13 protein-coding genes are annotated in these 12,125 nt (G+C 34.6%); 11 read left to right on the top strand and 2 right to left on the bottom strand.

What is annotated here, in order from left to right; genetic code table 11:
• The first annotated feature begins 110 nt into the window (after positions 1-110).
• Positions 111-830 carry a pseudouridine synthase gene (locus V7014_RS16785; protein ID WP_335508587.1) on the top strand — a complete coding sequence of 240 codons (720 nt, stop codon included), beginning with the start codon at positions 111-113 and terminating at the stop codon, positions 828-830.
• A gap of 126 nt (positions 831-956) precedes the next feature.
• On the opposite strand, the gene V7014_RS16780 is transcribed toward V7014_RS16785, so the two are convergent.
• Positions 957-1,178: a DeoR family transcriptional regulator gene (locus V7014_RS16780; protein ID WP_335508586.1), complete on the bottom strand. Its 222-nt coding sequence runs from the start codon at positions 1,176-1,178 to the stop codon at positions 957-959.
• A 626-nt stretch (positions 1,179-1,804) separates the two neighbouring features.
• Here V7014_RS16780 and V7014_RS16775 point away from each other — a divergent pair.
• From V7014_RS16775 to V7014_RS16735, 9 genes are all read left to right on the top strand, one after another.
• The gene (locus V7014_RS16775; RefSeq protein ID WP_335508585.1) at positions 1,805-2,518 is read left to right on the top strand and encodes an ABC transporter ATP-binding protein; all 714 of its coding nucleotides are present in this window, start codon (positions 1,805-1,807) and stop codon (positions 2,516-2,518) included.
• Positions 2,511-3,662: an ABC transporter permease gene (locus V7014_RS16770; protein WP_335508584.1), complete on the top strand. Its 1,152-nt coding sequence runs from the start codon at positions 2,511-2,513 to the stop codon at positions 3,660-3,662. Before V7014_RS16775 ends, V7014_RS16770 begins: the two co-directional genes overlap by 8 nt.
• Positions 3,663-3,664: 2 nt before the next feature.
• The gene (locus tag V7014_RS16765; protein ID WP_335508583.1) at positions 3,665-4,708 is read left to right on the top strand and encodes a potassium channel family protein; all 1,044 of its coding nucleotides are present in this window, start codon (positions 3,665-3,667) and stop codon (positions 4,706-4,708) included.
• Between the two features lie 33 nt (positions 4,709-4,741).
• Positions 4,742-6,154 carry a dipeptidase PepV gene (gene pepV, locus V7014_RS16760; RefSeq protein WP_335508582.1) on the top strand — a complete coding sequence of 471 codons (1,413 nt, stop codon included), beginning with the start codon at positions 4,742-4,744 and terminating at the stop codon, positions 6,152-6,154.
• Positions 6,155-6,240: 86 nt separating this feature from the next.
• Complete coding sequence (gene dat, locus V7014_RS16755; protein WP_335508581.1) at positions 6,241-7,098, top strand: D-amino-acid transaminase; 858 nt, start codon at positions 6,241-6,243, stop codon at positions 7,096-7,098.
• 240 nt (positions 7,099-7,338) lie between these two features.
• Positions 7,339-7,899 (top strand): RNA 2',3'-cyclic phosphodiesterase, encoded by a 561-nt coding sequence (gene thpR / locus V7014_RS16750; protein WP_335508580.1) that lies wholly within the window; start codon positions 7,339-7,341, stop codon positions 7,897-7,899.
• Between the two features lie 126 nt (positions 7,900-8,025).
• Positions 8,026-8,952 carry an NERD domain-containing protein gene (locus V7014_RS16745; RefSeq protein WP_335508588.1) on the top strand — a complete coding sequence of 309 codons (927 nt, stop codon included), beginning with the start codon at positions 8,026-8,028 and terminating at the stop codon, positions 8,950-8,952.
• The gene (locus tag V7014_RS16740; protein WP_335508579.1) at positions 8,927-9,886 is read left to right on the top strand and encodes a diacylglycerol/lipid kinase family protein; all 960 of its coding nucleotides are present in this window, start codon (positions 8,927-8,929) and stop codon (positions 9,884-9,886) included. Before V7014_RS16745 ends, V7014_RS16740 begins: the two co-directional genes overlap by 26 nt.
• Before the next feature lie 344 nt (positions 9,887-10,230).
• Positions 10,231-11,013: a phosphotransferase family protein gene (locus tag V7014_RS16735; RefSeq protein WP_335508578.1), complete on the top strand. Its 783-nt coding sequence runs from the start codon at positions 10,231-10,233 to the stop codon at positions 11,011-11,013.
• On the opposite strand, the gene V7014_RS16730 is transcribed toward V7014_RS16735, so the two are convergent.
• Positions 11,010-11,288, bottom strand: coding sequence for a YtzH-like family protein (locus V7014_RS16730; protein ID WP_335508577.1), 279 nt, complete (start codon positions 11,286-11,288; stop codon positions 11,010-11,012). The genes V7014_RS16735 and V7014_RS16730 overlap by 4 nt on opposite strands.
• Positions 11,289-11,610: 322 nt before the next feature.
• Here V7014_RS16730 and trmB point away from each other — a divergent pair.
• A partial coding sequence (gene trmB, locus V7014_RS16725; protein ID WP_335508576.1) for a tRNA (guanosine(46)-N7)-methyltransferase TrmB occupies positions 11,611-12,125 on the top strand: 515 nt, incomplete at its 3' end.

Here is a 12,125-nt window from a genome sequence, read left to right as displayed (position 1 = left end):
GCTGGAGCTAGACACCGAGTAAAATGATATACTTTCTTATCTTATTTAAAAAAACCTTGTCTCTAAAGGCAAGGTTTCTTCACATACATATGAAGGAAGGTTGAAGTGCAATGAGAATAGATAAAATGTTAGCCAACATTGGATTTGGTACACGAAAAGAAGTAAAGAAGTTGTTAAAATCTGGAGCCGTAAAGGTGGACGGAGTAATGGTGAAGGATGCTAAACAGCATGTTGATCCTGAACAACAAGTTATTATGGTTCACGGTGAAGAAGTGGAGTACCGAGAGTTTATCTATTTAATGATGAATAAACCACAAGGCCTTCTTTCAGCAACAGAAGATGATCGTCAAGAAACAGTACTTGATATACTTGAAGAGGAAGATCATGTCTTTGCACCATTTCCTGTAGGGCGACTTGATAAAGATACCGAGGGATTATTATTGTTAACAAATGATGGGCAGTTAGCACATCGTCTATTATCTCCGAAGAAACATGTACCAAAAACGTATTTCTCAGTAATTAAGGGAGAAGTAACGGAAGATGATGTTATTGCTTTTCGCAATGGTGTAACACTTGATGATGGATACGAAACGAAGCCTGGAGAACTAGAAATTTTAAAATCAGGGCCAACATCTGATATAAAGCTAACAATTACAGAAGGAAAATTTCATCAAGTGAAAAGAATGTTTGAAGCGGTAGATAAGAAAGTTACTTACTTAAAACGTCTAACAATGGCTAACTTGCATCTTGATGAAACGTTAGAATTGGGTGAATATCGAGAGCTTACAGATGAAGAATTAGAAGCTTTAATGAACTATCAAAATGAATAACAGATAAGATTATGTTCGTTTTGCGCTATACATAGTAAGCTAGACAAACAGAAAAAGGCCAAGCAGTGGAATGCTTGGTCTTTTTTTATATCCATATTCATTGAGGTCGTTCTATTTGTTTAGTTCCTAAGAGGACAATCTAATTTTTTTATTTGTGGCTTTCCACTGCCCTCGGCTTGGACTTGTTACTAAGTCATTATAGGCAAGGACATTTAAATCGCGTTGAATAGTACGAGGAGTGCTGCCAAATTCTTCGACAAGATCTTGAGTAGTTACTGTCCCGTTCTGTTTAATAAACATATAAACTGATTTAATTCGGGTTAGCATCCTATTCGTAGAAGGTTTCAAAAAACCACTCCTTATATCTTATTAGTCTACAGGAATGAAGTCTCACTTTCTTAAATCAATAGCATACTGTCGGACATTCCCGTTTAGTGCCAATTGCAAGTGACAAAACTACAACAACTACAAACTGCTAAGAATAAAGCATTGTGTTTTTGAAATTACACATCTCCTTTTCCCTATGCGGATTATTTTAAAGAGTATTCACCATAAGGTGTTTCTCTTTTTTACACTTTTATTTTAACGTTATAAAGATCAAAAATCCATCTAATTGAGATATTTTATCATAAAACCCTTTCTTACTTATTATTTTATGGTTATTAATAAACGAAATATACCTTGTATTTACAATATTTAATACTTATTTTAATAACACTTTATCTCAGACATTGCGGTGGATTAAGGATAGAAAACTATGGGTGTTTTTTAAAGTGAAAGAGCAGTTGGAACGTATTTAGAAAGAGGATTTTTATGTTATCGTTTATTTATCATTTGATATTTTAGTATATTTTATAGTCAATATTTTGGTTCTATGTTTTGGATATCGATGGTATATATTTTTTGTGCTTGTTTTCAAAAAATGTAACATTTACTCCTTGTTATCGTAATATCAAGAGAGGAGATGAAGTTTAATGAGTTTATTATCAGTAAATATAAAGGAAGCAGGATACGTGAAAGATGAAGCGATGATACGTAACATTCATTTTTCTGTCGAGAAAAGTGAATTGATTGGTTTGATAGGTGCTAATGGGGCTGGAAAGAGTACTACAATTAAAGGTATACAACAGCTACTTCCTTTCTGTGAAGGAGAAATTAAGAAAGAAACAGATGTTCTCATGTCTTATATTCCTGAACGACCTGTGTTTTATGACGAATTAACACTTCAAGAACACATCGATTTTTTAGCAGCAGTTGAAGAGATTCCTGATAATATCGTTTGGGAGCGTATTACACCTTTACTGGAACAATTCAAGATGTTAAAGCATGTTCATGAGCTTCCTGCTACGTATTCCAAAGGTATGCAGCAAAAAGCAATGATTATATTAGCTTTAATGACGGAACCAGCCGTGCTTATCATCGATGAGCCATTTATTGGGTTAGATCCAATTGCGACTAAGTTATTACTAGAATTAATTGAACATGAGAAAGAACGTGGCGTTGGGATTTTAATGTGTACGCATGTGCTAGATACTGCTGAAAAAATTTGTGATCGTTTTCTTCTAATCGATCAAGGGAATTTAGCAGCCTCTGGTACATTGGAAGATTTTCAACAAAAATGTCATCTTCCTCAAGCCTCATTATTTGAATGTTTTCACGCTATAACATCAGGTGAACACGATGAGTAGTTTTCGTATTTTTTGTGATCGAGTGAAAAGAGATTATTTATATCAATATGGCATTATAAAATCTGTAGCTGATTGGACAGTTATGTTGTATATTATCGTTCCTTTTACGATAGCGGGAGTGATTATATATCGTTCCTGGTGGAGTGAGTTGCCTAATTGGAGTACTTTTTTATCGTTAAGGCTAGCGGCTATTATTGCTTACATACTGTGTTGGACGGGTAGCTTTCGAACATTTGTGCAAGAGGTTGATGGTATGTATTTAATTCAACATACAAGGAAGTTTATTGCCATGAAGAAATGGTCACTATCTTTTTCTGCCCTAAAATCTTTTTTAAAAATCGGAATATTTGTAATCGTTTTACTTCCGTTTTTTGTTTTTGAATTTTCCCTTTCTACAGGTGAAATTATTAGCTTTTTTAGTTTTTTTATTGCTTTACATATGTTATTACTTTCCGTTAAAACAGTGATGTTTTCGGTAAAAGATCGTTGGATTGGCAAGGTGTATTCCGTCCTTCTCTTCCTTCTTTTACTTATTATGATATTTTTTGAAGCCAATAGAATATACGAGCTTGTTTATTCAATCAGTTTCTCAGTTGTTTTCCTTATAATTACAATGGTTTTACATCGCCCAAGAGTGCTATCGACCAAATATTTTCAAGAAGAATTCGTTAGTGAAAATGAGGCAAAATTACGTTATATGAATAAAGTTTTTACAGCTTCCCCTTCTATTGAAAAACCTAAAATTATTAAACGTAAGCGACCGATTTTGTTTACAAACTCAGCTAGGATTTTTTCAAAGCGTACACCAGAGAATGGCTTTTTTGAAGTTTTTATTAAAGTTATTTCACGTAATTTTTCTTATTTAGTCGGTTACTTTCAACTCATTAGTGGTACGCTAGTGGCAATTGTTTTAGTACCTCCGCTCATATTTAAAGCGATCATTGCGTTTGGATTCGTGTTCTTTATTTTGTTTTGGATGAATAATTTATGGGATCATATCATTCTTTCTCATCCTATAAGTAAACAATATGAAAATCGACAATCTTTTTATCGAGCAAGGAGACGAGCTTGTCTTTATTTAGCATCCCCAGCTATCTTGATTATAGTAACGGTACTAACAGTTAGTTATTATTTACAAAGCTAATTTTGAAAAAGGAAGAAGGAGGAGTTCGTATTATATTTCATATCGTCTTTCGAAAGATCATCTCGTTAAATAATTGGCTACTTGCTATATCAAGTATTTCATTATTGTTAATTAGCACAGTTGTTATGAAAACGTTAGAACCAGAAACTTTTGCTACATATTTTGATGCATTTTGGTGGACGATGACAACTGTTACGACTGTTGGTTATGGTGATTTATATCCAGTTACTGTATTAGGTAAAATCTACGCTATATTCTTGTTTGTATTTGGTATTGGACTAATAGGTATTGTGATTAGTAAGCTAATCGATAGTTTATCGATTTTTCGCAAGTTAAGGGAGGAAGGAAAATTGAATTTTAATGGTAAGGATCACATTGTCATATTCGGGTGGTCAAGGAAAGTTAAACATGCGATTGAAGAAATATTAGAGCATGATAAAAATATAGTTATTGTATTAATTGCTCCTTTAGATAAATCGCCATATGATCATCATCGTGTACACTATATACAAGGTGATCCTTCTAATCCTGAAATTCTTCAAAAAGGAAAAGTCGCGCATTCAAAAAGTGTTATTATATTTGCAGAGGATGCAATTACAGATTCGAAGCTTGCTGATGCCTATTCTTTAATGTCTGCTACAGCTATTGAGAAGTATGCAGGGAATTTACATATCACAGTTGAAGTACTAGAAGAGCGAAATATCGAATTATTCCGCCATGTATCCGTTGACGAATTTATAGTATCAGATGAAACCATTTCCTATTTAGCCGTTCATGCAGCATTATCTGGTGGAACGACTCAATTATTTAATCAATTACTTAGCAAAAGTGAAGGTGATGATTTATTTAAGATTAGACCGAATGTAAAGTGGGCAACGTACCGTGAAGCATATATTAGTTTAGCAGAGCAAGGTATTATGTTAATTGGTACTGAAAAACAACTAAATATAACGAATCAATTATCCAAGCCTATTTCTGACCAAGATACGTTGTTTATAATTTGTAGTAAGGAAGCTTATATTAAATTACAACAAACAAATGAATAAAAGCTACATGATGAAAAGAAGGAGTGTTTTCAAATGAATCAAATTAATTGGACTGAAGAAGTTTTAAAAAGAAAAGAAGCGTTAATTAAAGATACACAAACATTCTTACAAATAAAGAGTGTCTTAGATGAAGAGAATGGAACGGCGAATGCACCGCTTGGAAAAGGCATTCAAGAAGCGTTGCAATTCATGTTAAGTAAAGGTAAAGAGGAAGGCTTTATTACAAAAGATGTAGAACATCTAGCAGGTCATATTGAAATGGGTCAAGGTGAAAATATTCTTGGCATACTTTGTCACGTAGATGTTGTACCAGAAGGTGATGGTTGGACAACAGATCCATATAGTGCGGATATTCGTGATGGAAAGATATATGCTCGTGGTGCTCTTGATGATAAAGGACCAACAATGGCTGCTTTTTATGCAATGAAAATCGTACATGAATTAAAGTTACCTTTATCGAAAAGAGTAAGAATGATTTTAGGTACAGATGAAGAATCTGATTGGCGTTGTGTGGACACGTACTTCAAACATGAAGAAATGCCACAATTAGGATTTGCCCCAGATGCAGATTTTCCAATCATTTTTGCTGAAAAAGGTATTTGGGATTTTTATATGAAACAATCAACAACAAATGGTGAGCAGTCAGGTGCAGTAACTGTCAAGCAATTCGAATCTGGCAGACGTTTTAATATGGTTCCGGATTTAGCAACGGTTGTGCTAGAAGTTACTGCTGAATCAAATAAGCTAGAAGAAGCGTTTAAAACTTTTATTGAAGAGCACAACTTGAAAGGTACGTATCAAGCTAATGGAACTAGTGTATCTATTAGTATTGAAGGTGTGTCAGCACATGGCATGGAACCTAAAAATGGTGTAAATGCGGGTCTTTATTTAGCTGCTTTCTTAAAAAACATGGATTTATCACAGCAGGCTACAGCTTTCTTCACATTTGTTACCGACTATTTATGGAATGATTCAAGAGGAGAATCTTTCAATATCGCATTTAAAGACGAAGCAACTGGTGATGTGACACTAAACATTGGTTTAGTAAATTACAATGAACAAGATGGTGGAACAATCGGGGTCAATTTACGTTACCCAGTTTCGTATAACTATGAAGATGCAACAAAACAATTAGAAACAGTATTACAGCAACAAGGTTTTACAATTAGTACTGTTTCTCATTCAGGGCCTCATCATGTGGATGCTAATAGCTTCTTAGTACAAACATTATCAGAGGTGTATGAAGGACAAACGGGTGAGAAAGCTGAGCTACTCGCAATTGGTGGAGGTACTTATGCTCGTTCACTTGAAGCCGGTGTAGCATTCGGACCATTATTTCCAGGTCGAGAAGATATAGCGCACCAAAAAGACGAATATATGTTTATTGAGGATTTGTTAAAGGCGACTGCTTTGTATGCTGAAGCAATTTATCGATTAGCTAAATAATGTACTAGGAATCATTCATATAATACGATTTGATAACAAATGAAGTTATGAGAACCGACAAACACGTAAAGGAGTTGGGATTCGTAATGAAAGTAATCTGGCAAGGAAGAATCGTTGATCGTATGGAAGTGCAAATAGATCTAGAAGATAGAGGTTATCAGTTTGGTGACGGTATTTACGAGGTAATACGTGTTTACAATGGTTGTTTGTTTACTGGTCAAGAACATCTTTATCGGTTCTTTGAAAGTGCTTCAAAAGTAAAAATGGAAGTACCGTATTCATCAAAACAAATCTATCATATGCTGACTAGTTTAGTGGAAGAAAATCAATTGCAGGAGGGTATGATTTATATGCAATTGACAAGAGGTGTTGCGGCGCGTAATCATCTTTTTCCATCTGCAAATGTTTCGGCTGTGTTAAGTGCATATACGAAAGAATTATCACGACCACTTGAACTTATGGAAAATGGCGTGAAAGCAATAACTGTTGAGGATATACGATGGTTGCATTGTGATATTAAAAGCTTGAATTTACTTGGAAATGTATTGGCTAGGCAGAGTGCACATGAAGCAGGTTGCTTTGAGGCAATACAGCATCGAAATGGGACAGTAACAGAGGGGAGTGCCTCTAACATTACGATTGTTGTTAATGAAAAAGTAATTACACATCCAGCTAATCGATTCATATTAAATGGTATCGTCCGACAAGTTATGCTTCATGCTTGCATGAGTCATAATATAAAGTGTGAAGAAAGAGCGTTTACTGTGAAAGAGTTATTAAATGCTGATGAAGTGTTCATGACGAATACGACATCGGAAATAACACCCATTGTTGAAGTGGATGGTATGATCATCGGTAATGGTATTCTTGGTCCGATTACAAAAAAACTTCAAACGTATTATAAAGAAGAAATCCAAAAGCAATGTGGAAGTAATTGTTTGTAATAAGAAAAAACAGCTGATACAGTTTACGAAATGTATCAGCTGTTTTGTTAATATTTGGAATTATGAATTTGTAAGATGGTTGCGTATAAAAGTGGTAGGTCTGCCTATTCTTATATTAGGGTTATGCGAGACTTGAGTGAATCTTTACATTTTATTATCATTTTTGTAAGAGGATTAAGTGAGTAGTTCGGTTGTAAATGGCATTATTTCGATAAAGAGTGATTCAAGAGGGTGAAAACTTTGAGAGAAAAAAATTATTTCATTGCTATATCGTTACCAGTAGAAGTGAAACAATATTTAAATGACAAGGCAAACGTTTTACGTAATACATATGATTTCAAAAAATGGGTACATAAAGAAGATTTTCATATAACTTTAGCTTTTTTAGGTGCATCTGAGAAACAAAAATGGCAAAATTGTATGGAGAAGGTTTCAGAACAAATAAAAAATGAGTCTGCATTTCCTCTTCGCCTGACGCATTTTGGTGTCTTTGGGAAGCAGCAAAAACCTCGTATATTTTGGTGTGGGCCTCAATATGAAGAACGGTTATTTACGCTCCAAGAAAAGGTTAGTGAGACATGTAAGCAAAGTGGTTATATGCTTGATACTAAGCCATTTAATCCTCATATTACAATTGCACGAAAATATAATAGTGAAGTCGATTTCAAGGAAGAAGATTTACTAACTTGTAATGCCATTTTAGAAGAAGGCATTCGTTTTCAATTGACTCGAGTGTCACTTTTTGAGACACATATGGATAAAGTACCAAAGTATCAGGAAATACAGACGATATATATATAAGAGTTATGTTAACTGTATGTAAGTATTTTAGGGGGAATAGGTTGTGAGAATATGGGGCAACTAATTAAAATCCAAGATTATATCTCGAGATATGAACAAGGAATATATAGATATCCAACTCAGTACGTGAGATTGAAGAAGCAACAATGGGAGAGAGTGAATTCTGCCTTTCAAAATGGGGAATTGTACGAGTTCTTTCCTCAAGATGAACCGGATAACTGGCTTGAAGAGGACCCAGGATTTTTCGAGAAATTTAAGAGTATGTTTAAACGACAACCGAAGGAAGTAGAGGAAAAGGTAGAGGAGCCAGAAAGTAAGGATGCTGTAGGAAGCGAGATAGAAGAGCGCCTATATCAAGATAAAGATCTTCAATTAACGTTAACATTTATGCCGAAAAATATAGATGAATTGAAAATAGCTTTTCTAAATCATATGTTTAAATTTCAAATGAAATGGGCTACGTCAACTGTAAGGGAGAAGTCTTTAGTTGATCAAGATTACTATGTAGATGAGAAATTGAAATTCTTGCTGCAAAGATTTCCGGATACATTTCTTGTATTATATCAACCCGTCTTTCGACTAAACAAAGCACCTGTTGAATTAGAAACGATTGTATTAACGCCTAATGCTACATGGTGTATTAGTTTTCTAGAGGATGAAGAGGATTCAGTATTTGATGGGTCAAACGGAAAGTTTTGGGTGCGGAGACATCATCAACGTGAAGAGAAAAGAGTGCTTAATCCGAGCATATCATTACATAGAACAGAAGTGATTGTGAAGAAGTTATATTCTTTAAATCAGGTGGACTTACCGATTAAGAAAGCGATTATTTCTCGAAATGGTTATATCGATTATCCAGCAGCTTCGTATGATTTAGTATTACTGGATAAGAAAAACTTCACACCTTGGTTTGAATCCATGAGAAAATTGAGTTCGCCATTAAAACACCATCAACTAAAGGGAGCAGATGTGTTGCTTGAAAACACACAAACAACATCTGTTCATCGATTAGAATGGAATGATTATAATGACTTCAAAACTAATATCGAATAAAAGTAAGAATGAAGGAGTACCTCACATATATTTTATAAAAAATGGTTCACCGCATTCATCAAAAAGTAATAAAGTTTGGGAGAAGACTGAAAGGCTAATTAACCAGCAAGCGTTATCTTATACTGTCTATGAAACAGAATATCCTGGGCATGCCACCATGCTGACTAATCAAATTCTTCAAGCAACGCATACAAATACAATCATTGTAGCTATCGGGGGGGATGGCACGATTCATGAAGTGATGAATGGTGCTGTTAAATACCCCCATGCAATAGTTGTCTGTATGCCTGCTGGATCGGGGAATGATTATATAAGGGGAATTCAACGTACATCAAGTCTTCAAGAAGTGTTATCTATCATTTTGCAGCAAAAAGCTCCATCCGTTATCGATATGGGACAATTGTTGTATGAAGGTAAGAAAAGACATTTTATTAATAGTCTTGGTATAGGTTTTGATGCTTCGATCGCTAAAGCAGCAAATGAATCTAATTGGAAGAATCGATTTCAAATGTTTGGCTTGGGGAAATTTGTGTACTTATATTTTTTTATCAAGATGTTGTTTACTTTCAAGACATTTCATTTGAAAACACGAGTGGATGGTCATATTCGGACTTATAAGAATGTATGGTTTTTAGTGGTAGCAAATCAGCCTTATTTTGGTGGAGGTATTAAAGTATCACCAAATTCATCAGCAACAGATGGGAAAATGCACGTTATTATCGTAAATAATATTTCATCATTATTGTTATTACTCGTATTCGCAACAGTTACGTGGGGAGGGCATTTGAAACTAAGATGGGTTGAGTCCTTTACCTGTAATGAAATTCAAATATGGGCTGATGGAGAAGTTCCGATTCAAGCAGATGGCGAGCATGTTGGATACTCTACGATTTCAGCCAAAATTGTTCCCAAGGCAGTTCGCGTCATCATATAGACATATGAATATTTTGTAAGTAGCCGTTCACTAACATGTATTTATGCACATATACTTGACGTATTAGTAAATTTTCACTAAAATTTAATTGAGATGGCTATTGTTAAGTAATATAGACTCAATAGCTGTCTTTTTTAGTTTGAAAAACAGCATAAACATGTTATGCTTTTTATCTATATATGAAACGTTAGAAATGTACATGAACATCTTATGAAGAACTATTTTCGGTTTTTCATGAAGTCTAGCTATATTAGTTAGCTCTTTACCACTATAAATGTTGAAATAGAGCTCTCTTAAAATGGCTATGCTAATCTAGCTATTGAATGAAATTGAAGGTGACCACATTGGAACATATACTGGGTCAAGATTGGGAGATTATTCCTGCTGGCGGTGCAACTGGAGAAGCCTTCATTGCAACAAATGAGGAACAAAAGCTCTTCTTAAAAAGGAATTCGTCTCCATTTCTAGCTGTTTTATCAGCTGAGGGCATCGTTCCAAAACTCGTTTGGACAAAACGTCTTGAAAGCGGAGATGTTATTACAGCTCAACGGTGGTTAAATGGTAGAGAATTAGACCAGAATGACATGAAACAAGAAACAGTAGCGAGGCTTTTGCGAAAAATCCATCAATCCGCTCCATTATTAACAATGTTAAAAAGATTGGGGAAAACGCCTTTAAAGCCAGATCAACTACTTGAAAGTATACAAATATCATTAGATGAAGAACTCTCTTCGGATCAAAAAATAAAAAAGGCAATACAAGTATTAACTGAAATGTTGCCTGATATTAAATGTGATGAAGAAGTTGTATGCCATTGCGATGTCAATCATAATAATTGGCTGCTATCAGAGGATGAGCAGTTATTTCTTATTGATTGGGATGGAGCCATGATTGCCGATCCTGCTATTGACCTTGGCATGCTCCTTCATTCTTATATTCCAAAGAATGAATGGAGTTCATGGCTCGCTAAGTATGGTATTACGCTAACTGATTTCTTAAAGAAAAGAATGCTTTGGTATGTGATTGCTCAAAGTATTGCTGCCATTCAATGGCATAAATCTAAACATCGATATGAAGAAATGCACTATTGGTTTAACTATTTAGATAAGATGCTTAAGCAATATTAAGTTAACGTATCTATGTTACTAACCCATTCTGATAATTGTTGTTGATGAGATGAAATATGAGTATTTAAATCGCCGGAAGATTGTCCGCCGTGACTATACTTCTGAATCTCATTTAGAATGGGAATCAATTGTTCGTTTACTTCACCGTTTGTTAAAAGAGATGTAACAAGTCGCTCTACTTGTTGACATTCGGTTATTGAGCCACAGCAATCGCTTTGGTGATTGTTGAGTATATCTTTTAATAATGTTACTTGATCTCGTTGTGAAAGAGGCATTTATATTCAACCTTTCTTAATAAAGTAAATCTTTGATCGGTGGGGGATTCATCGTCCCCACTGATCATTAGTTGGACCAATTGGGTTCTTACAGGTGCTTAATCTCTTGCTTATAACAACCTTGTATCGACTTCGAATTGAAGCGAGAGTTCTTAGCACAAGTTTGAACTTTATAAAGCTAAAGCTCCTTTTAAGGAGCTTTTCTTTTGTAGGATGTCATTGGACAAGGATTAATATGCAATGCGCTTTACAAAAAAAGTAACTTGTTAATTATCACTAGTAATGTTATGTTTTCTACGTAAATTAAATAAGGAGTGGCATCATGCGTCTTAAATTTAAACCATGGGCGAAAGAAAAATTACAAAATCATCCCCAATATGTTGTGCAAAATCCCGAATATTATAAAGGTCGTTGGAATGAATTATTTGGAAATGACAATCCTGTTCATATAGAAGTTGGTACAGGTAAAGGACGTTTCATAACTGGAATGGCACAAGCTAATCCAAACATTAACTATATAGCAATCGAAGCTTATGAAAGTGTAATTGTGCATGCGTTAGATCGATTGATTGAAGCAGATCTTCCAAATTTAAAGCTACTACCTGTAAATGCGGTTGATTTAAGAGATTTTTTCAAGAAAGCAGATGTAAGCAGAGTATATTTGAACTTCTCTGATCCATGGCCTAAGAATCGTCATGAGAAAAGAAGGTTAACTTATTCTTCTTTCTTAAATATATATGAAGATATTTTACCTGAAGGTGGAGAAATTCACTTTAAGACAGATAATCGAGGACTATTCCAATATTCATTAGTTAGTATGTCTCAATACGGAATGAT

Source organism: Bacillus sp. JJ722, from assembly GCF_036963345.1.
In the GTDB taxonomy this organism is placed as follows: Bacteria; Bacillota; Bacilli; order Bacillales; family DSM-1321; genus Bacillus_AD.
The sequence above is the reverse complement of the archived record's forward strand: the minus strand, read 5'-3'. Positions and strand labels throughout refer to the sequence as shown.